The sequence below is a fragment of the [Clostridium] scindens ATCC 35704 genome (assembly GCF_004295125.1).
GTDB lineage: Bacteria > Bacillota > Clostridia > Lachnospirales > Lachnospiraceae > Clostridium_AP > Clostridium_AP scindens.
Window position 1 is genome coordinate 2,746,555 of sequence record NZ_CP036170.1, and the last position, 21,295, is coordinate 2,767,849.

Annotated in this window: 17 protein-coding genes and 1 pseudogene; 13 read left to right on the forward strand and 5 right to left on the reverse strand. The window is 49.9% G+C overall.

Features of this window, described 5'->3' with window-relative positions; all coding sequences use genetic code 11:
* Window positions 1-26 precede the first annotated feature (26 nt).
* The 5 genes and pseudogenes from dnaG to HDCHBGLK_RS14165 all read left to right on the forward strand — a co-directional run bounded on the left by dnaG (window position 27) and on the right by HDCHBGLK_RS14165 (window position 6,199).
* Window positions 27-1,802, forward strand: coding sequence for a DNA primase (gene dnaG / locus HDCHBGLK_RS14145; protein WP_004606298.1), 1,776 nt, complete (start codon window positions 27-29; stop codon window positions 1,800-1,802).
* Window positions 1,803-1,841: 39 nt separating this feature from the next.
* Window positions 1,842-2,957: an RNA polymerase sigma factor RpoD gene (gene rpoD, locus HDCHBGLK_RS14150; protein ID WP_004606297.1), complete on the forward strand. Its 1,116-nt coding sequence runs from the start codon at window positions 1,842-1,844 to the stop codon at window positions 2,955-2,957.
* A gap of 13 nt (window positions 2,958-2,970) precedes the next feature.
* Window positions 2,971-3,669, forward strand: coding sequence for a tRNA (adenine(22)-N(1))-methyltransferase (locus tag HDCHBGLK_RS14155; protein WP_004606296.1), 699 nt, complete (start codon window positions 2,971-2,973; stop codon window positions 3,667-3,669).
* A gap of 25 nt (window positions 3,670-3,694) precedes the next feature.
* Window positions 3,695-4,486, forward strand: coding sequence for a Nif3-like dinuclear metal center hexameric protein (locus HDCHBGLK_RS14160; RefSeq protein WP_009248973.1), 792 nt, complete (start codon window positions 3,695-3,697; stop codon window positions 4,484-4,486).
* Between the two features lie 35 nt (window positions 4,487-4,521).
* Window positions 4,522-6,199: pseudogene (locus HDCHBGLK_RS14165) on the forward strand (nucleoside kinase).
* Window positions 6,200-6,245: 46 nt separating this feature from the next.
* Here HDCHBGLK_RS14165 and HDCHBGLK_RS14170 read toward each other — a convergent pair.
* From HDCHBGLK_RS14170 to aroC, 5 genes are all read right to left on the reverse strand, one after another.
* Entirely contained in the window at window positions 6,246-8,132 is a 1,887-nt protein-coding gene (locus tag HDCHBGLK_RS14170; protein ID WP_004606293.1) for an extracellular solute-binding protein, read from the reverse strand.
* Entirely contained in the window at window positions 8,129-8,977 is an 849-nt protein-coding gene (locus HDCHBGLK_RS14175) for an ABC transporter permease (protein ID WP_039909543.1), read from the reverse strand. The genes HDCHBGLK_RS14170 and HDCHBGLK_RS14175 overlap by 4 nt, the downstream gene beginning before the upstream one ends.
* Window positions 8,949-10,022 (reverse strand): ABC transporter ATP-binding protein, encoded by a 1,074-nt coding sequence (locus tag HDCHBGLK_RS14180; protein ID WP_004606291.1) that lies wholly within the window; start codon window positions 10,020-10,022, stop codon window positions 8,949-8,951. Before HDCHBGLK_RS14180 ends, HDCHBGLK_RS14175 begins: the two co-directional genes overlap by 29 nt.
* A 31-nt stretch (window positions 10,023-10,053) precedes the next feature.
* Window positions 10,054-10,593 carry a helix-turn-helix domain-containing protein gene (locus HDCHBGLK_RS14185; RefSeq protein WP_004606290.1) on the reverse strand — a complete coding sequence of 180 codons (540 nt, stop codon included), beginning with the start codon at window positions 10,591-10,593 and terminating at the stop codon, window positions 10,054-10,056.
* A gap of 163 nt (window positions 10,594-10,756) precedes the next feature.
* Window positions 10,757-11,857, reverse strand: a complete 1,101-nt coding sequence (aroC, locus tag HDCHBGLK_RS14190) for a chorismate synthase (RefSeq protein WP_009248970.1) — start codon at window positions 11,855-11,857, stop codon at window positions 10,757-10,759.
* A gap of 174 nt (window positions 11,858-12,031) precedes the next feature.
* Between aroC and HDCHBGLK_RS14195 the strand changes: the two genes are divergently transcribed.
* The 8 genes from HDCHBGLK_RS14195 to HDCHBGLK_RS14230 all read left to right on the forward strand — a co-directional run bounded on the left by HDCHBGLK_RS14195 (window position 12,032) and on the right by HDCHBGLK_RS14230 (window position 21,285).
* The gene (locus HDCHBGLK_RS14195) at window positions 12,032-13,747 is read left to right on the forward strand and encodes a L,D-transpeptidase family protein (RefSeq protein ID WP_004606288.1); all 1,716 of its coding nucleotides are present in this window, start codon (window positions 12,032-12,034) and stop codon (window positions 13,745-13,747) included.
* 34 nt (window positions 13,748-13,781) lie between these two features.
* Window positions 13,782-14,915, forward strand: coding sequence for a tRNA guanosine(34) transglycosylase Tgt (gene tgt, locus HDCHBGLK_RS14200; RefSeq protein WP_004606287.1), 1,134 nt, complete (start codon window positions 13,782-13,784; stop codon window positions 14,913-14,915).
* A 97-nt stretch (window positions 14,916-15,012) separates the two neighbouring features.
* A complete protein-coding gene (gene yajC, locus HDCHBGLK_RS14205) occupies window positions 15,013-15,318 on the forward strand; it encodes a preprotein translocase subunit YajC (RefSeq protein WP_004606286.1) in 306 nt (101 codons plus the stop codon).
* Window positions 15,319-15,461: 143 nt separating this feature from the next.
* On the forward strand, window positions 15,462-16,241 hold the full coding sequence (locus HDCHBGLK_RS14210; protein ID WP_004606285.1) for an ABC transporter ATP-binding protein: 780 nt from the start codon (window positions 15,462-15,464) through the stop codon (window positions 16,239-16,241).
* Window positions 16,231-18,276, forward strand: coding sequence for an FtsX-like permease family protein (locus tag HDCHBGLK_RS14215; protein WP_004606284.1), 2,046 nt, complete (start codon window positions 16,231-16,233; stop codon window positions 18,274-18,276). The genes HDCHBGLK_RS14210 and HDCHBGLK_RS14215 overlap by 11 nt, the downstream gene beginning before the upstream one ends.
* Window positions 18,273-18,956: a response regulator transcription factor gene (locus tag HDCHBGLK_RS14220; protein WP_004606283.1), complete on the forward strand. Its 684-nt coding sequence runs from the start codon at window positions 18,273-18,275 to the stop codon at window positions 18,954-18,956. The genes HDCHBGLK_RS14215 and HDCHBGLK_RS14220 overlap by 4 nt, the downstream gene beginning before the upstream one ends.
* A complete protein-coding gene (locus tag HDCHBGLK_RS14225) occupies window positions 18,943-19,869 on the forward strand; it encodes a sensor histidine kinase (RefSeq protein WP_004606282.1) in 927 nt (308 codons plus the stop codon). The genes HDCHBGLK_RS14220 and HDCHBGLK_RS14225 overlap by 14 nt, the downstream gene beginning before the upstream one ends.
* Before the next feature lie 72 nt (window positions 19,870-19,941).
* The gene (locus HDCHBGLK_RS14230; protein WP_039909585.1) at window positions 19,942-21,285 is read left to right on the forward strand and encodes an ABC transporter substrate-binding protein; all 1,344 of its coding nucleotides are present in this window, start codon (window positions 19,942-19,944) and stop codon (window positions 21,283-21,285) included.
* The last annotated feature ends 10 nt before the right edge of the window (window positions 21,286-21,295 follow it).

A 21,295-nucleotide genomic window follows, 5' to 3' on the forward strand; every position in this document is an offset into this window, starting at 1 on the left:
GAATATTATATATGAGGGTGTAAATTATGTATTATTCCGATGAAGTAATTGAAGAAGTAAGATCAAGAAATGATATTGTAGATGTAATCTCTGGCTATGTGAAACTTCAGAAAAAGGGAAGTTCTTATTTTGGACTCTGTCCATTCCATAATGAGAAGTCTCCCTCTTTTTCTGTGAGCCAGCAAAAGCAGATGTATTATTGTTTTGGCTGTGGGGCGGGCGGCAATGTATTCACATTCCTGATGGAGTATGAGAATTATTCCTTCGTAGAAGCGCTTAGGTATCTGGCGGACAGAGCAGGCGTGGAACTTCCGGAGCAAGAATACTCAAAAGAAGCAAAGGCCCGTGCGGATACCAAGGCTATTTTGCTGGAGATCAACAAGGCAGCTGCGCAGTATTTTTATGCACAGCTAAAAGGCAGCCAGGGCGCCCAGGCGCTCTCTTATCTTAAGAATCGGGAGCTTGGGGATGACACCATCAAGGCGTTTGGCCTGGGATATGCCAACAAGTACAGCAATGACCTCTACAAATATCTTCGTTCCAAAGGATATCAGGATGAGATGATCGCAAAGGCCGGACTGATTACCGTGGATGAAAGGCAGGGGGCTTACGACAAGTTCTGGAACCGGGTCATGTTCCCGATCATGGATGCCAACAGCCGCGTCATAGGCTTTGGCGGCCGTGTTATGGGAGACGGAAAGCCCAAATACCTGAACTCGCCGGAGACTATGATATTCGACAAGAGCCGTAACCTCTATGGACTGAACCGGGCGAGGAGCACCAAGAAGCCATATTTCCTTCTCTGTGAAGGATATATGGATGTGATATCCCTTCATCAGGCGGGATTCGCCAATGCGGTTGCTTCCCTGGGAACGGCGCTTACGCCGGGACATGCATCGCTGATCAAGCGGTATGTGCAGGAAGTCTATCTTACATATGACAGCGACGAAGCCGGCACCAAGGCAGCGCTTCGGGCTATCCCCATTCTGAGGGATGTGGGCATCACAGCCAGGATCATCCGGATGGAGCCCTATAAAGATCCGGATGAGTTTATCAAGAATCTGGGAGCCGAGGCTTTTGAAGAGCGGATCGGCAAGGCGAGGAATGGATTCATGTTCAGCCTGGAGATTCTGGAGAAGAATTATGACATGCATTCTCCGGAGGGAAAGACTGATTTCATGAAAGAAGTCGCCAGGCGGCTTGCGCAATTCGATGAAGAGATTGAGCGCGGCAACTATATAGAAGCGGTGGCTGGCGCCTATCATGTAGGGTTCGAAGATCTGCGCAAGCTGGTGGGCAGGATGGCGATCCAGACAGGACTGGCCAAGCCTGTGGAGAGGCCGAAGAGCACCCAAGGCAAGAAGAAGGAAAAGGAAGATGGGATTCTCAAGTCCCAGAAGATACTGCTGACTTGGCTTACATCAGACGAGGCGGTATTCCGTCAGATTGAGAAGTATATCACGCCTGCGGATTTTTCAGAAGGAATCTACAGGACGGTGGCACAGCTGCTCTATGAGCAGTACGAGAAGCATGACGTGAACCCGGCAAGGATCATGAATCATTTTACGGATGAAGAAGAACACCGCGAGGTAGCCAGCCTGTTCCACACAAAGATTAAGGAACTGACGACGGCAAAAGAGCAGGAAAAGGCATTGCAGGAAACGGTTATCCGGATTAAGAATCATAGTATAGAAGAGGCGACTAAGATGCTGGACCCCACGGATATCAAGGGTCTTCAGCAGTTGATGAATGCAAAAAGGGAACTACAGGACCTTCAAAAACTGCATATTTCTATTAATTAAGGATAAAATATAAACAAGCAATGAGAGGATGGACGCTACATGGAAGAAAACACAGTGAAATTCGAGGAGAAATTAAAAGAACTGGTATCTCTTGGAAAAAAGAAGAAAAGTATTCTGGAATTACAGGAAATCAATGATTTCTTCTCGGATATGGAACTTGAGGCCGAGCAGATGGAGAGAGTGTTCGAACATCTGGAGTCCAATAACATTGATGTCCTGCGTATCAGCGGCGACGAGGATGACGATATCGACGATGTGGATATCGTGATCGCGGAAGAAGACGATGTGGACATGGAGAAGATCGACTTGAGCGTGCCGGATGGCATCAGCATTGAGGATCCGGTCCGCATGTACCTGAAAGAGATTGGGAAGGTTCCGCTTCTGACCGCAGAAGAAGAAGTGGATCTTGCGAAACGGATGGCTGACGGTGATGAAGAGGCCAAAAAGCGTCTGGCAGAGGCCAATCTGCGTCTGGTTGTCAGCATTGCGAAGCGTTATGTAGGGCGCGGCATGCTGTTTCTGGATCTGATTCAGGAAGGCAATCTGGGCCTGATCAAGGCGGTTGAAAAGTTTGACTATCATAAGGGATTTAAGTTCAGCACATATGCCACATGGTGGATTCGCCAGGCAATCACAAGAGCAATTGCAGACCAGGCAAGGACGATCCGGATTCCGGTCCACATGGTGGAGACGATCAACAAGCTGATCCGCGTGTCCAGACAATTATTGCAGGAATTAGGTCGCGAGCCTACGCCGGAAGAGATTGCGGCGCAGCTGGACATGCCGGTTGAGAGGGTCCGGGAGATTCTGAAGATTTCCCAGGAGCCGGTATCTTTGGAGACGCCCATCGGCGAGGAAGAAGACAGTCATCTGGGAGACTTCATACAGGACGACAATGTGCCAGTGCCAGCTGAAGCGGCTGCACAGACGCTGTTAAAGGAGCAGCTGGATGAGGTTCTGGACACATTGACGGAAAGAGAGCAGAAGGTATTGCGGCTGCGGTTCGGAATGAATGACGGGCGCGCCCGTACCCTGGAAGAGGTTGGAAAGGAATTCGACGTAACCCGCGAGCGTATCCGCCAGATTGAGGCGAAGGCGCTGCGCAAGCTCAGACACCCCAGCCGGAGTAGAAAATTGAGAGATTATCTGGATTAAGAAAGAGGCGCCTATGGAACTATCAAAAAGACTTACCAAAGTTGCAAGTCTTGTGACAGAGGGCGCCTCTGTTGCAGATATTGGAACGGATCACGGCTATATTCCCATCTATCTGATCGAGAATCAGATAGCCGCAAGGGCGATTGCCCTGGATATCAATAAAGGGCCTCTGGAGAGGGCCAGAATGCATATTGTGGGCCACGGGCTGAAAGGGCAGATCGAGACCCGGCTGTCTGACGGGCTTAAGGAAGTGAAGCCCGGAGAAGTGGACACGATGATTGCCGCCGGGATGGGAGGCGGCCTGGTTATCAAGATACTAAGAGAGGGAAAGCCTGTGGTGGATACGCTTAAGTCCTGTATCCTGCAGCCCCAGTCAGAGATACATAGAGTCCGTCGTTATGTGGCAGAGAACCAGATGAAGATCGTGGCTGAGGATATGGTGGAAGAGGATGGCAAGTTCTACCCTATAATGAAAGTGGAGCATGGAAGCAGCGCGCCTTATACGGAGTGCGAATACCTGTATGGCAAATGCCTGCTGGAAGAAAAGCATCCGGTGCTTAAAAAGTACCTGGACCGGGAGATGGGCATCAGGGAAAGTATCTTTGGCCAGCTGAGCAGGCGAAAAGGCAGCGAAAGCGCTGCCAGGCGTATGGAAGAGGTACGCGAGGAGATCGTGATGATTCGGGAGGCTCTGGAGTATTTTGACAGATAAGGCACAGGAAGAAGGGAGAATGCATATGCTGTGTAAGGATGTAATGGATGTGATCGAAGCGGCTTATCCAAGAGAGTATGCGCTGGATTGGGATAATGTAGGCCTGCTGGTGGGAAGAGATGATAAGGAAGTAAGGCGGATCTATATTGCCCTGGACGCGACGGATGAAGTTATTGACGCGGCGATCGAAAGCCAGGCCGACATGCTGGTGACCCATCACCCTATGATATTCGGCGCATTAAAAAGAATCAATAATCTGGATTTTATAGGAAACAGGATACTGAAACTGATCCAAAGCGACATCTCTTACTATGCAATGCATACGAACTACGACGTGCTGGGAATGGCCCGGCTGTCAGGAGAGAAGATGAATCTTTCTAAGGCAGAGGTCCTGGAAGCCACCTGCGAGAATGGACCTTCGGATAACGGCGAGGAGGGGATCGGGAGAGTGGCAGATCTGGATCACCCGGTAACTTTGCAGGAATGCGGCCATGAGGTGAAGAAATCCTTCCAACTGAACGCCGTCAAGATATTTGGAGATCTTGATGCCAGAGTGCGCAGGATCGCCATCTCCCCCGGGTCTGGCAAGAGCATGATAAAGGCGGCGCTTGATAAGAAGGCGGATGTCCTTATCACAGGAGATATCGGCCATCATGAAGGGATTGACGCGGTGGCCCAGGGGCTGGCAGTCATTGACGCAGGTCACTATGGCATCGAGCATATTTTTATGGAAGATATGAGGCAGTATCTGGGCAGTCATCTGACGGATGTGGAGGTGATGGCGGCTCCGATCGTACATCCATTTACAATCATGTAGCAGGAAAGAAATCAAAGAAAAGAGGCGGTTATAAGATGGAGAAGAAAATGTACAGCGTGCAGATAGGGGATGAAATCCGGCAGTACGAGGCTGGAACTACATACCGCCAGATTGCCGCAGAGCACCAGAAGGACTATGAGGATGATATCGTGCTGGTATTTATCAACGACCGGCTGCAGGAACTGCATAAGACGCTGGAAGGAGACTGCGTCATGCGGTTTGAGACTACGTCCGGGCCGATCGGGCATAAGACCTACAAAAGAAGCATGAGCCTGATGCTGGTAAAAGCGGTCTATGATGTGGCAAACCACGATGATATCGATAAGGTCCGAATCCATTATTCTGTCAGCAAGGGCTACTACTGTACGATTGAGGGGAATATTCGTCTGGATCAGGAATTCCTGGAGCATGTGGAGGCGAGAATGCGCGAGAATGCGCGAGATGGTGGAGATGGATATGCCCATTAATAAGCGGAGCATCCATACGGACGATGCCATCGCCTTATTCGGACAGCACGGGATGCATGACAAGGAGCGATTATTTGAATACCGGAGGGTATCCAAGGTCAACATATATAGCATGAATGAGTTTGAGGATTATTATTATGGCTATATGGTGCCTAGCGCCGGATATCTTAGGTATTTCAAACTCTATCTGTATGATGAAGGGTTCGTGGTGCAGATGCCTACCCAGAAGAACCCAAGAGAGGTGCCTCCATTCGAGCCTCAGAATAAGTTGTTCCATGTGCTCAAGGAATCCACCCAGTGGGGCGATATGCAGGGCATAGAGACGGTTGGCGCGCTGAATGGCAAGATTACCAACGGCGACGGATTACAGGTGGTACTGGTTCAGGAGGCGCTGCAGGAGAAGAAGATCGCGGAGATCGCGGCGCAGATTGCCGAACGCAGAGAACGAAAGTTCATATTGATTGCAGGCCCGTCGTCTTCGGGAAAGACGACGTTCTCCCACAGGCTGTCCATTCAGCTTCGGGCTAACGGGCTGATTCCCCACCCGATCGCGGTGGACAATTATTTTGTGGAACGGGAAGTAAATCCGAGGGATAAGAACGGGGAATATGACTTTGAATGCCTGGAGGCAGTAGACGTAGAACTGTTTAACCGGCAGCTTAAGGAACTGCTGGCAGGAAAAGAAGTGGTGATACCAAGGTTTAATTTTGTGACCGGACATAAGGAATATGGGAGCGGCGTTAAGAAACTGGGAGAAAATGACGTGCTGGTGATAGAAGGCATCCATTGCCTGAATCCCAAACTGACGGAGAGCCTGCCGGATGAGAACAAGTTCAAGATATACATCAGCGCCCTGACACAGTTGAACATAGACGAGCACAACCGGATTCCCACCACGGATGGCCGCCTGATACGAAGAATCGTCAGGGATGCCCGCACCCGGGGATCTTCCGCTAAGCGGACGATCAGCATGTGGCCGTCTGTCAGAAGAGGAGAGGAGCGCAACATCTTCCCTTATCAGGAAGAGGCGGACGTCATGTTCAATTCAGCGCTTATCTATGAACTGGCGGTATTGAAGCCTTACGTAGAATCGCTGCTCTTTGGGATTGACCGGGACTGCCCGGAATATCTGGAAGCCAAGAGGCTTCTGAAGTTCCTGGATTATTTTGTGGGAATCGGAAGCGAGAATGTTCCTACCAATTCCCTGCTGCGGGAGTTCATCGGCGGTGGCTGCTTCAATGTATAAGGAATGGGGATGCGTAAGGCATCCCCATTTTTATGCGTCATTATGCTTATTTTGACTTGACTTCCCGCCACAGTTCGTTGTAGAGGGCGTCGTTTTCATCTCCCAGGAATTTGAAGGTCTCACAGTTCGCCAGTTCTTCCGGATCCGGGAAGGCTATGGGGCTGTTTCGAAGAGCAGGGTCTTCAATCAGCTGCCTTCCGGCCTCATTCGGCGTAGAGTAGGTGATGTAGTCAAAGTTCATCTTCGCGATATCCGGGCGGCAGATGAAGTTAATGAATTTCTCGGCATTTTCCTTGTGCTTGGCGTTCTTTGGAATGACCCAGGAATCAATCCACACATTGGAACCTTCTTTTGGTATCACGTATTCCAGATTGGGATTCTCCCACTGGGTGTAGATGGCTTCACCGGAGTAGATGACGCCAATGGCGGCCTCATTGCCAATCATTTTGTCTCGCACCTGGTCGATAACGTAGGCCTGCACAAGAGGCTTCTGCTTGATCAGCAACTTCTTGGCCGCCTCCAGTTCATCCAGGTCGGTGGAATTAAGCGAGTAGCCGAGATATTTCAGCGTGACTCCAAACGCGTCGCGCACGCTGTCCTGCATCAGGATATTATCCTTGTATTTCTCATCCCACAGTACGGACCAGCTGTCGATAGGCTCATCCACCATGGTCTTGTTATAGAGGATACCTACCGTTCCCCAGCAGTATGGCACGGAGTACTTGTTCTCCGGGTCGAACTGCCTGGACTGATCCATATAAGTATCGCCGATATTCCTGATATTTGGGATGTTGTCAAAATCAATCTCTGCCAGCAGGTCATTTTCTATCATTCTCTGTATCATGTAGTCGGAAGGGCAGACCACGTCATAAGCAATGGCGCCGGACTGGATCTTGGGATACATGATCTCGTTGGTCTCGTATTCCTCATAGACGACCTCGATCCCCGTCTCTTTCTCGAACATGGTGATAGTCTCCGGGTCCATATATTCTCCCCAATTGTAGACAATCACTTGATTATCGCCTCCTGTGGCTGCCTTGGAGCCATAGAAGAAGCCGCCCACGATTACCACCAATGCCATCATGACAGGAACGACCTTGCGAAGAAGGAAGCGGCCGGCCTTATGGCGCCTTATGCTTCTTGCGGTAACGGCCTTGTGCTTATCCGGCTTTTCATCCGGCGCGATGTTGACCAGAATGAGCAGCAGGAGCACGGACAGGAAGAGTATGGTGGAGAGCGCGTACATTTCCGGCTTGATGCCTTTTCGAACTTCACTGTATATCTTGGTGGACAGGGTGTCCACTCCAGGGCCCTTGGTAAAATGCGTGATGATAAAGTCATCCAGCGACATGGTAAAGGCCAACAGGAATCCGGATGATACGCCTGGAAGGATATCCGGGAATACCACCTTGAAGAAGGCATAGACCGGAGAAGCCCCCAGGTCCAGGGCCGCCTCGTAAGTGCTTACATTGGTCTGCTTTAGCTTGGGCATGACGCTTAATATCACATAAGGAATATTAAAGGTAATGTGAGCCAGCAGTATGGTCGAGAATCCCAGCGAAAACCGAAATGCGATGAAGAGCAGCATCAGGGAGATGCCGGTCACAATATCCGCATTCAGCATGGGAATGTTGGTAACCCCCATCATGGTGGTGCGGAATTTCCGGTGCATGGCCTGGATCCCGATTGCCGCCGCCGTTCCTATGATCGTCGCGATCAGGGCGGACAGAAGAGCTATGATCAGGGTCGTATACAAGGCATTCATAATCTGCTCGTTCTTGAATAACTCTACGTACCATTTGGTGGTAAATCCTCCCCATTTGGAGCGTGTCTTCGATTTATTGAAAGACAGCACCATCAAGGTTACGATAGGAGCGTACAGAAGCACGAAGATGAGCACCAGGTAAAAACGCTGTAAGATTTTCTTGATCAAAATACAGTTCCCTCCCCATCTTTATCGTATTTGGCAATCAATGCCATACTGATGATAATAAAAATCATAAGTACCAGGGACAGGCCGCTTCCCACATGCCAGTTGCTTCCCTGCTTGAATTCCTGCTCGATGACATTGCCGATCAGCAGGATCTTGCTTCCGCCAAGCAAATCGGAGATGACGAAAGTGGTCAGCGCGGGCACGAATACCATGGTAATTCCGCTGATGATCCCAGGCACGCTTAAAGGCAGGATGATGCGCAGGAATGTCTGCACATTATTGGCGCCCAAGTCCCTCGCGGCCGCTATGACATCCTTGTCGATCTTGGCCAGCACGTTATAGATCGGAAGGACCATGAAGGGCAGGAAGTTATAGACCATGCCCAGAACAATGGCATAAGGCGTATTGATGATCTCCAGGGCAGGAAGGTTCAGGAAATCCAGGATCACATTGATGACTCCGTTCTTCTCCAGAAGATTCTGCCATGCCAGGGTACGCAGAAGGAAATTCATCCACATGGGCAGGATGAAGATCAGCACGATAAAACTGGACTGGTTAACGCCCAGGTTGGACAGGATCATCGCCAGAGGATAGGCCAGGAGCAGGCAGACCACGGTGCTCACAAAGGAAAGCAGGAGGGCAAGCCCCAATGCTTTCAGGTTCTCCGGCGTCGTAATATTTGCAATATTCAATAACGTAAAAGCCCCGTCCTTGTCGGTCAGCCCATAGTAAAAGATCATAAGGAGAGGGATGATGATAAAGGATACTGACCAGAAGAGATAAGGTCCGGCCAGCAGCCGCTTGAATTTTCTTGTCTTATTCCTCAATTGTAACCGCCTCCGCATCTTCAGACTCAGGTTTCTTCATAATCTGTATATCGAAAGGATCTACCTTGATTCCTACCTCTGTTCCTACCGGGAACATATCGGTGCTGTGTACCAGCCATTCGTAGTTATTGGCCAGTACTTCCATCTCATAATGCACGCCCTTGAAGATCAGATGGGTGACTACGCCCTCCATGATGCCTTCTTCCGGCTTCACCAGATCAATATCCTCCGGCCTTATAACTGCGTCCACCGGCTTGTTGCGTCCAAAGCCTTCATCCACGCAAGGGAAATTGACGCCCAGGATCTTAACCAGCCGGTCTTCTACCATGGTGGCAGGAAGAATGTTGCTCTCGCCGATAAAGTCGGCAACGAAAGCATTCTGCGGCTCATTGTAAATGTCCTCCGGCGTTCCGATCTGCTGGATGTAGCCCTGATTCATGACTACGATGGTATCGGACATGGTGAGGGCTTCCTCCTGGTCATGGGTAACATATACGAAGGTGATGCCAAGCTCGTTCTTGAGACGGATCAATTCATACTGCATATCCTGACGCAGCTTTAAGTCCAGCGCGCCCAGCGGCTCGTCAAGAAGAAGAACCTTAGGCTCATTAACGATGGCCCGTGCGATGGCGATACGCTGCTGCTGGCCGCCGCTTAAGGAGTCGGGAGTCCTGTCTTCAAATCCCTCCAGATTCACCAGTTTCAGGGCATAACGAATCTTGTCATTAATGTAGGACTGGGATTTGCCCTTGATCTTCAGGCCAAATGCGATATTCTGGGCAATGGTCATATTGGTAAAGAGGGCATATTTCTGGAATACGGTATTGAGCTGCCGCTTGTTGGGGGCCAGTTCCGTAATATTCTTTCCGTCAAAGATGACCTTTCCGGTATCCGGGGACTCAAAGCCGCCCAGAATCCGAAGAAGGGTGGTCTTTCCACAGCCGCTGGGCCCAAGCAGGGTCAGAAATTCATTTTCTCGGATATACAGGTTCAGGTCATCCAGGACCAGGTTTTCTCCAAAGGATTTTGAAATATTTACAATATCGATTAATTTGTGTGACATGATAGTCCTCCCGTATCATTTATTCTTATCTTTAGAAACTGGGCGGCGTGCTGACCCAGATGATGGTGGCGCCAGTGCTGTTTGGAGCCTCTATATAATGCTCGGAATGTGGGGTGAAGTAAAAAGATTCCCCTTTTTTGGCAGTGTAGACTTTTTTCCCGATATGGATCTTAACGGTACCTTTTAGCACATATCCGAACTCTTCCCCTTCATGGGGGACATCCCGGTAGGTGGAACCGCCTGGCTTGAGCGTGAGGCGGATAGGCTCCATCATATTCTTCTGGGCGTTGGGGATGATCCACTCGGTCTTATTCAAAAGTTCCGTATCTTCCTTTTCAAAATAATCTTCATAGTGGAAGACGACCTGCTCTTCCGGGTCTTCGCTGAAGAATTCATTGATGGTAGTCCCCAGGCATTGCAGAATGTCTACCAGGGTAGCAATGGAAGGAGAAGTAAGGTCCCGCTCCAGCTGGGAGATGAATCCTTTGGACAGTTCCGCCCGGTCCGCCAGTTCTTCCTGGGTAAGATTCTTGGCAATTCGCAGTTCTCTTAATTTCGGGCCTATTTCCATAAGTACCTCCTTTTTGCTGCGTGACAGTAAAAATAAACATAGAGTTTAGTATTTCTTAACTCGTGCGCAAGGCTCATTATACTATATATTTATAAAAAATCAAGAGATTTCTGGGAAAAAGTTAAAGTCCGGGCGCAGGAGGAACTGCGTGCCCGGACTGGGACTATTTTTGATAGATTTTCAGAAGGTTCTCCATGTTGCTGGACATGCCGGTCATCAGAAGATCCGCTATAGTGATCGCGGCCATGGATTCCACCACCACCACGGCTCTTGGAACGATGACGGGGTCGTGCCTGCCGGTGATAGTGATGGTGGTCTCTTCGCCTTCCCGGGTCACCGTCTGCTGAGGCTTTGAGATGGAAGGCGTAGGCTTGATGGCTGCCCTTAAGATGATGGGGCTGCCATCGCTTAAGCCGCCCAAGGTTCCGCCAGAATGATTGGTCTTCTTGCAGATATTGCCCTGGCAGTTTAAGAAGGCGTCGTTGTTTATGCTTCCCTTAGAGGCGGCGGCCTCAAAGCCGTCGCCGATCTCGATGCCCTTTACTGCGCCAATGGACATCAATGCCCTGGCAAGGCAGGCATCCAGCTTCTGGAAGACAGGATCGCCGATACCGGCAGGCATGCCGTTGATGCGGCATTCCACGATTCCGCCGGAAGAATCCTGCTCTTTGATGCATTGTTCCAGGTAAGCGGAAGCCCTTTGTGCATAATCGTCGCTGGGCATGTATAGACTATTATGGACAATGCAATCATAATCATAGGCAGATTCGGGAACCACGATGCTGCCGATCGCCTTGGTGTAGGCTCTTAGATGGATCCCAAGCTGATCCAGCATCTTGGAAGCGATGGCTCCGGCGGCAACCCGCCCGATGGTCTCCCTGCCGGAGGTGCGTCCTCCGCCGCGATAGTCGCGGAATCCGTATTTGGAATCAAAGGTATAGTCGGCATGTCCCGGACGGTAGCAGTCCTTGATCTTTCCGTAGTCCCTGGAACGCTGATCCTGGTTGCGCACCATGAGCGAGATGGGAGTACCGGTGGTGCGCCCTTCGAACACGCCGGAGAGGATCTCCACCTGATCTGATTCGCTGCGGGCAGTGGTATATTTGCTCTGTCCGGGCTTCCTTCGGTCAAGGAATCTCTGGATATCGCCTTCTGAGAGAGGAATCCCTGCCGGACATCCGTCGACGACGACGCCGATTGCCGGCCCGTGGGATTCCCCCCAGGTAGTCATTGTAAATAAGGTTCCATAAGTTGATCCAGCCATAAGTAAGTCTCCTTCATATATAATAGATATTCTTATTATATTAGAAAGGGGGCAAGCCTGCAATTATAAAATATTCAGGAAATCTTCATTATTTTTTTGTGATTTTTCCTGTACTTTTGCATATATGCATATTATAATGTTAGCGTGTGAGATTTTGAAAGAGGAGTAATATCTATGGGTGATACAGGAAAAAGAGCAGATGAGATTATTGAAGAGACCATGAAAGAAATCTATGATGACCTCAATAGTTCTGATGCTTTTAAAGAAACGGATGATGATTATGAAGATTCCCAGGAAGAAGAAATTGATATGGAAGATGATGATAGCGCTGACATATCTGCTGATGACGGTGTTCTTGAGACAGACAGATTCGATGAGATAGACGATGAAGATAGTCTGGAAGAGTTTGACGATATAAAAGACGAAGAATTAGAATATGATGAATTGGAAGATGACGATATGGAAGAGACCGATATAGTGAAGGCGGCAAAGAAAAAGAAACGCAAGAAGACGGCGGCGATCGTGGCAGGCATCATTATCGGAGTCCTGGTCCTGATCTATGTGGGATTTGCCATATTCTTTAGCAGCCATTTCATGTTCTTTACGAAGATCAATGGGACGGACTTCTCTCTGAAAAGCGTAAGCCAGGTGGAGGCCTATATGAAGCAGCAGGTGGCGGATTATGTCTTAACGCTTAAAGAATCTGATGGCGGAAGCGAGAAGATCAGCGGCTCTGATATCTCTCTTGTGTATGTTCCGGGCGAACAACTTGAGAAACTGGCTAAGAAGCAGAATAATTTCCTTTGGATCACTTCCCTGTGGAATCATCCGAAGATTACATCAGAGATTGGCGTGGAATATGACAAGGATGCCCTTGCAAAGATAACGGAAGGCCTGGAATGCCTGAAGCCGGAGAACCAGACTGTTTCCGTGGATGCCCATCCGGAATTCCAGAACGACAAGTTTGTAGTGGTTCCAGAAGTGGTAGGCACCCAGATTGATACGGAGAAGTTTAATGAGGCCGTGACCAAGGCCATCAATGGATTCAAGCCGACTTTGGACCTGTTCAAGACAGGATGCTATATATTGCCAAGGTTTGTATCTGATTCACAAGAAGTCGTAGCGGCTACAGATGCCATGAACAGTTATCTGGGAGCAAACGTTACATATGACTTTAATCCGGCTACGGAAGTGGTGGACGCTTCCGTCATATCCCAATGGGTAACCGTGGATGCAGATATGAACGTGACTTTTAATGAAGAAGCGGTAAGAGCCTTTATCCAGTCCCTGGCGGATAAGTACGATACCAAGGGCAAGCCCAGGACATTTACGACGGCAACCGGCAATACGGTAAATGTGACAGGCGGAAGTTATGGATGGAAGATTGATCAGGAGGCAGAGTACAATGCGCTGATTGCTAATATCCAGAATGCGGAGACCGTTACCAGAGAGCCCAATTATGCGAGCCGCGCTGCAAGCCACGAAGGAAATGACGTGGGCAGCACCTACGCGGAGGTGGACCTGTCTAACCAGATGATGTATTTCGTTCAGAACGGCCAGGTGGTACTACAGTCAGGAATCGTGACCGGGAATCCGAACAAAGGAAACGGAACGCCGCAGGGAGTCTATTCCCTGGCATATAAGGCGCTGGATCAGGTGCTGAGAGGAACCAAGAAGCCGGATGGAACCTATGAGTATGAGACGCCGGTGAAGTTCTGGATGCCATTCAACGGAGGAATCGGCTTCCATGACGCTACATGGCAGTCATCCTTCGGCGGATCCAGGTATCAGACCAATGGCTCTCACGGATGCGTAAACCTGCCTTATGACGTGGCAGCCCAGCTTTATAACCTGATCACAGCGGGAACGCCGGTGGTGTGCCATTACTAGACGACGAAGAATATAGAAAAATGAGGATAAGATCATGTATGAATTATTAAAGAAGGATGGTCTTGCCAAAAGAGGAAGATTGCATACAGTACATGGGGTCATTGAGACCCCTGTATTTATGAATGTGGGAACAGCGGCTGCCATAAAGGGAGCCGTCTCGACCACGGATTTACAGGAAATCAAGACACAGGTGGAACTTTCCAACACTTATCATCTGCATGTCCGTCCGGGAGATGAAGTGATAAAGAAGTTGGGAGGCCTTCACAAGTTCATGGTCTGGGACAAGCCGATCCTGACGGATTCCGGCGGGTTCCAGGTTTTTTCTCTGGCAGGACTTCGAAGAATCAAGGAAGAGGGAGTGTATTTCAACTCCCACATTGATGGCAGGAAGATCTTCATGGGCCCGGAAGAGAGCATGCAGATTCAGTCGAATCTGGCCTCTACCATCGCCATGGCTTTCGATGAATGTCCGTCAAGCATAGCCGAGAAGGACTATATTGAGAAGTCGGTGGACCGGACGACTCGGTGGCTGATACGCTGCAAGAAAGAGATGGAGCGTCTGAACAGCCTGCCGGATACGATCAATCAGGAGCAGATGCTCTTTGGAATCAATCAGGGAGGCATCTATGAAGATATCCGTATCCGCCATGCCAAGGAGATCGCAGATCTTCATCTGGACGGGTACGCCATTGGAGGGCTTGCTGTCGGCGAGTCGCATGAGGATATGTACCGGATTCTGGACGCTGTCGTGCCGCATCTTCCGCAGAATGCGCCTACTTATCTGATGGGCGTGGGAACGCCAGCCAATATTCTGGAGGCTGTGGATCGGGGGGTAGACTTCTTTGACTGCGTATATCCCAGCAGAAACGGCAGGCACGGACACGTGTATACCAGGCACGGGAAGTTAAACCTTTACAATGCCAGATACGAACTGGATGAGCGCCCGATCGAAGAAGGATGCAGATGTCCTGCCTGCCGCACATATTCAAGAGCCTATATCCGCCATCTGCTGAAAGCAAAAGAGATGCTGGGAATGAGGCTGTGCGTGCTGCATAACCTGTATTTCTACAATTCTATGATGGAAGAGATCCGCCAGGCAATTGAAGAAGGACGGTATCAGGAGTATAAAAAAGAGAAGCTTGATGGGCTTATGTCCGGCAGGGAATAAATGTAAAATTTACATGAATTATACAAAATGACTTGATGAATGCAGCATTATTGTGTATGATAGCAATAGTGTTTAATGAGATTTAGGAGGAATTAGTATGTACACATTAGCAGCACAGAGTTCAGGAGGAAGTTGGGCATTACTGTTTGTAGTATATGCAGTAATCTTTGGCGGTTTCTGGTTTATCTTTATAAGGCCACAGAAGAAGGAACAGAAGAGAGTTCAGTCCATGATTTCTGAGATGGAAGTAGGAGATACCGTTCTTACGACCAGCGGTTTTTATGGAGTTATAATCGATATCAGCGATGACGATGTTATCGTAGAATTCGGAAGCAACCGGAATTGCCGTATTCCGATGCAGAAAGCAGCGATCGCTCAGGTAGAGAAGGCTTCTGCCGAGTAAGTATCGCGTGATAGAAGAGAATCCTGACAGGGAGACGTTTTTAAGACGTCTCCTTTTTTATTGAAACCTTACATCGTCTGTAAGTATGATTCGGTACGGCCATTTGCTATAATAAAAACAAAGAAAGGCAAGGGGGAGAAACGATGGATTGGAACAAGATACTTCAGGTCAAGAATGTCACCAAGAATTACGGGAAGGGCGAGAGCAGGACGGCAGCGCTTCGGGGCATCAGCTTTGACGTGCTGGAGGGAGAGTTTCTTGGGATCATGGGAGACAGCGGTTCCGGGAAGACCACGCTTCTAAACTGCATAGCCACCATGACCAGGCCCACGTCAGGAGAAATACTGCTAAACGGCGAGGCTATCTCTGCCTTCAAGGGAGCCAGGCTTGCAAAATACAGGGGAGGAAAGATCGGCTATCTGTATCAGGAATTTGAACTTTTGGATAACCTGACGGCGAGAGAGAATATCTTGCTGCCGCTGGCGCTTCATGGAATCACGCAAAAGCAGGCACAGGGGAGTCTTATGGAACTGGCGGGCCGGTTGGACATTGTTCCAGTGCTGGACCGGTTCCCTTCTCAGATGTCCGGGGGACAGAAGCAGCGCGTGGCGGCTGCCAGAGCGCTGATCACGCAGCCGGAGATCCTGCTGGCGGATGAGCCTACTGGAGCCCTGGACAGCCGCAATTCGAAGATTCTGCTGGATAAGATGGCGATTATCAACCGGGAGCAGAAGAAGACGATCATGATGGTGACCCATGATGCCAATGCGGCAAGCTACTGTACCAGGATTCTGTTCATACAGGATGGCCGCCTGTTCCACGAACTCAGAAGGAATCCCCGCAAAGAGGATCGCGAATCTTTCTACGAGAGAATTGTGGCAGTCATGGCCCAGCTGGGAGGAGGAAGCGCAAATGTTCTTTAGGCAGATTCGGCGAAGCGCCGCAAAGAACCGGAAGAATAACAGCCTGTTTTTTGGAACTCTGGTGGCTGCAATTGTAGCCTTCTATACTTTGCTCTCACTTGAGAGCCAGGATGTCATTCGCTTCCTCAAGACGTTGGAAAGCGATGCGATAGAGAGGCTGATGCTGCTGATTCCAGTCGTATATGCAGTATCTTTGTTCTTCGTATTTTTTCTGGTCTACTTCGCGTACCGCTATCAGATGGATGGGCGAAGGAAAGAATTCGGCCTTTACCTGATGCTGGGGATGGGCCGCGGCAGGCTATTTGCCATGCTTATGGGCGAAACGCTGTGGAACAGCCTGGTCTCTGTCCTGGCCGGGCTTCCGATAGCCTTGCTTCTTACAGAAGGAATCAGCCTGGCAACAGCCAAGGTAATCGGGCTTGGTATCGTCGGGCATAAGATATCCCTGTCCTTACCCGCCGTGCTGTGGTCCGTGGCAGGATTCATCCTTGTGCAGTGCTTTGCAATGCTGGTCTTATGCGCCCAGTACAGCCGAAAAGAGCCAATGGAGCTGATGCAGGCAGTCGGGCCAGAACGGCAGGCAGCGGCGGGCGAAAAGAGGAGGAAAGCCAGCCTGATTCTTGGGCTCCTTCTTCTTTTGATGGCTTACGGGGCAGGGATCCTGCTTCTTCGTGGCTTTGGCCTGCCAGTGATCGCGCTGATCTTTCTGCTTGGAGGAAGCGGAACTTTCCTGGTGTTTCAAGGCATTGGATCCTTGATTGGAGAGCGCATACAAAGAAAGGGGCCCAGCCAGCCCGGCCTTTATACCTTTACTGGCAGACAGATCCAGGAAAGCGTGGTAGATCAGTATAAGGCATTGGCTGTAGCCTCGCTGTTGCTTTTGCTGGCGCTTGCGTGCATCTCCTTTGGCATTGGCATGGCGGCAGGAAGAGGCTCGGGCGAGACAAGGACGGCGGACTTCTCGGTCAAGGGGACAGAGGCTGAGATTCAGGAAGGCATCCGAAGGCTTGACGATCCGTCCATGATAGCGGGGTATTATCCGATGTATCTCGGACATATGGATATAGATGCGCATGCATATTCCTTAAAAGGCCTGCAGGAAGCGATCCTGAAGCAGCCAGATAGTACGCAGAAAAGCAGCCTTCAGGATCATCTGGGGTATGGACTGGAATATGTCATTTCCGAGGCCAGTTATAACCAGTTGCGCGCCTCCATAGGAAAAGATCCTATAGAACTGGGAACGGATGGGATCGGGCTATATACATCCATGAAGGATGACCGGGCATTTACAGACCTTCTGGAACACACGTTAAAGAGCAGGCCCGAAGTGAGCATCGACGGGCAGGATTACAGGCTGCTTACAGAACTTTACAGCGATAATGTGGTAGCGGACAGGGAAATTACGCTCTATATAGCCTTTATCGTTCCGGATGAGAAGTATCTGGCTTGGACCAAAGACGGGCAGGCGCCCTTCTGCTGGAATATAACGGTGAGCCAGGAGGCTGTAGATGAACTAGGGCTTATGCAGGCAATCCAGAAGGTGGATGAAAGACTTTCCTTTACCGGACTGGAATATGAAAGCTATCTCAGCGGGATTGGCAGGAACCTGTTCTATACAGTGGCATCCAGTTATCTGTCCATCTATCTTGGCGTCCTGTTCCTGCTGATCTCCAATACGGTTATCGGCCTTAAGTATCTGATGCAGCAGCATGCCTGCAGGCAGCGGTACCGGACGCTGCTTATGCTGGGGGCAGGGACGAAAGAACTGTGCAAGTGCGCGGGGCGCCAGATTGGCATCTTTTTCCTGCTGGCCATCGGCGTGGCGGCCGTCAACTCCATTTTTGCAGTGTGGTCCATGTTTGGCAGTTTTATGAGGCTGCCGGCGGGGACGGCTGCTTCCAAAGTTTTTTTGATGGCAGGGGTTGCATTTCTACTGTTTCTTGTGTTTGAATGGATCTATATCCATGTTGTCATAAGCGCCAGCCACCGGGAGATACGGACGCTTCGGGCAACGGACGGGAGGAATGCCTTGTGAGCAGGATTATAGTAGTGGAAGATGACAGATATCTAAGAGAAGAATTGGTAACGACATTTGAAAGGAAGGGATACTCGGCGTGGAGTATCTCTTCCTTTGATGAGGCGGAAAAGGAAATCCTTGCGTACGCCCCGGATCTGGCGGTGCTGGATCTCAACCTGCCTGGAAGGTCAGGATTCGAGCTTTGCAGGCGGCTGAAGGCAAGGGCGGCATTTCCTATTCTGATTTTGACGGCCCGGGATGCCCTGGCAGATGAACTGCATGCGTTGGGACTTGGGGCAGACGACTTTCTTACGAAGCCGTGCCATCCTGATCGGCTAACAGCCCGTGTGGCCCGCCTGATAAAGACCTATGGAAGAGTGCACGATTCCTTGCAGGCAGGGAGCCTGATCCTGGATTTGGACGCAGGCAGGGCGGCCTTTAAGGACAGGCATACGGATCTGACGGAGACAGAAGGAAAGATTCTTAAGACGCTGATGGAATATTATCCGCAGACGGTTCCAAAAGAAGAATTATTCGAAAGGCTGTGGGGCGGCAGCGAATTTGTAGATGACAACATTCTGCAGGTGAATATGGCAAGGCTTCGAAAGAGCATGGACCACATCGGCTTGCGGGAGGCGATCCGCACGGTGCGCGCCCAGGGCTATCGGCTGGAGGTGGAAAGATATGAGGGAGAATAGATGGAAGATCAGGCAGGAACTGCCGTGGATCATTCTGGTGGCTGCAAGCGAAGGCTTTTTTACCTTCGTACTGTGGCTGACAGCGCCGGATGCCTTCGGAAGCGTCGCTGTGATGGCTGCCATCTTTGCCGTGCTGGTCATCGCGTCCGGGTGCATCATAGGGAAGAAGCGACAGGAAAGGCAGATGGATGCGCTGCAGGCATGCCGCGAAGAACTGGAAGAAGCGGCTAGGAATTGTCAGGCGCAAGAAATGCAGGTTTACCAGGAGTATATCGAGGCATGGACTCATGAAGTCAAAACGCCGCTATCTCTGGCTACGCTGGTGCTTGATAACCACAGGGAAGAGATGTCTCCCTATGTCTATGACCGGATGGCTCATGTCCATCATGCCATCAGCGGCAATGTGGACAGAATCCTGTACTATGCAAGGCTTCAAGCGGACCATGTGGATTATAAGTTTGAGAGGCTGGATCTGGAAACTTGCGTCAGAGAGAGTCTGGATGATTTCCTTCCCATCGCAAAGGAACGGGGAATTGACGTAAAGACTGATATTGCGTCCATAGAAGTGATAAGCGACCGGAAGGTGCTAGCCTTCATGCTTGCACAGATCTTGAGCAATGCACTCAAGTATGCAGACCAGGAATCCGGCCGGGTAAGCGTGGATGGCTGGATGGATGCTAAGGAAGAAGGCAAGGCACATCTGAAAGTCAGGGACAACGGAAATGGCGTGCCTTATGAAGATCTTCCCTTTATCTTCGATAAGGGATTCACCGGGCATAGGGCAGACTTCCGGAATTCTACAGGCATGGGACTTTACTTTGTAAAGAAGTATGCGGAAAAACTGGCAATTCAGGTGAAGATCGACGAGGTGCCTACGTCTGACAGCGGATTTGGGATTGAATTGATTTTATAAAGTAATATTTTCCTTGAAAACAGGAATACTTACAATATGTATTCCAAATATTTCAAGGAAGGGAGAACTGTTATGAAATTAAAGAGAATCCTGGCTGCAGGATTGGCATTATCTATGGTTGCCGGCATGGCTATGACTGGGTGCGGAAAGAAGGAGGAAGGAAAAGCATCCATCTATTACCTGAATTTTAAGCCGGAGGTGGCAAAGCAGTGGGAAGAGATCGCGAAAAAGTATAAGAAAGAGACCGGGGTAGAGGTAAAGGTGGTGACAGCGGCCTCTGGCACTTATGAATCCACGCTTAAGTCCGAGGTTGCCAAGAAGAATCCGCCGACTCTGTTTCAGATAAACGGGCCCATCGGCTATCACAACTGGAAGGATTACTGCCTGGATCTGGCAGATACGGAAGTCTATAACAATCTGACGGATAAGGATATGGCGATCCGGGGCGTGGACGGCAAGGGCGTCTATGGAATCCCTTACGTGGTAGAGGGGTATGGAATCATCTATAACGATGCGATCATGGAGAAATATTTTGCGCTGCCACAAAAGGCGGTAGAGATCGGTTCGGCAGAAGAGATTAAAGATTTTGAAACCTTGAAGGCAGTAGTGGAAGATATGACCAGGCATAAGGACGAACTGGGCATTGAAGGCGTATTCTCATCCACTTCTTTTGCTGCAGGGGAGGATTGGAGATGGCAGACCCATCTTGCCAACGTTCCGATCTACTATGAGTATCAGGAAAGCGGGGTGACAGACAAAGAGAAGATTGACTTTACCTACAACAAGAACTTTCAGAATATCTTCGATCTGTACCTGAATAACTCTTGTACGGAACCTGGACTTGTGGGCTCCAAGACGGTGGAAGACTCCATGGCGGAATTCGCTCTTGGCAAATCAGCCATGGTCCAGAACGGCAACTGGGGATGGGGACAAGTCTCTGACGTTAAAGGCAATGTCGTAAAGGAAGAGGATGTAAAATTCCTTCCAATCTATACAGGAATGAATGAGGATGCAAAACAGGGCCTGTGCATCGGCACAGAGAACTTCTGGTGCGTCAACAGCAAGGTGGATGAAGCCAAGAGGCTGGCTGCCATTGAATTCCTGAATTGGCTGACCAATGAGGAGAAGGGCAAGAAGGAAATGGTCAAACTTGGATTCATCTCCCCATTTAAGACGTTCAGCGAGGATGAGCAGCCGGACGATCCGCTGGCAAAAGAAGTAGTTAGATATATGAATGACAATGGACTTGAAACCATATCATGGAACTTTACCTCATTTCCAAGCCAGACCTTCAAAGATAATTTCGGCGCGTCCTTGTTGGAATACGCCCAGGGAAGCAAGGAATGGAAAGCAGTGGTATCTGATATGAAAAAGGACTGGGCTGCGGAAAAAGCCAATTCATCGGACGGTGAATAGGGAAGGAGCA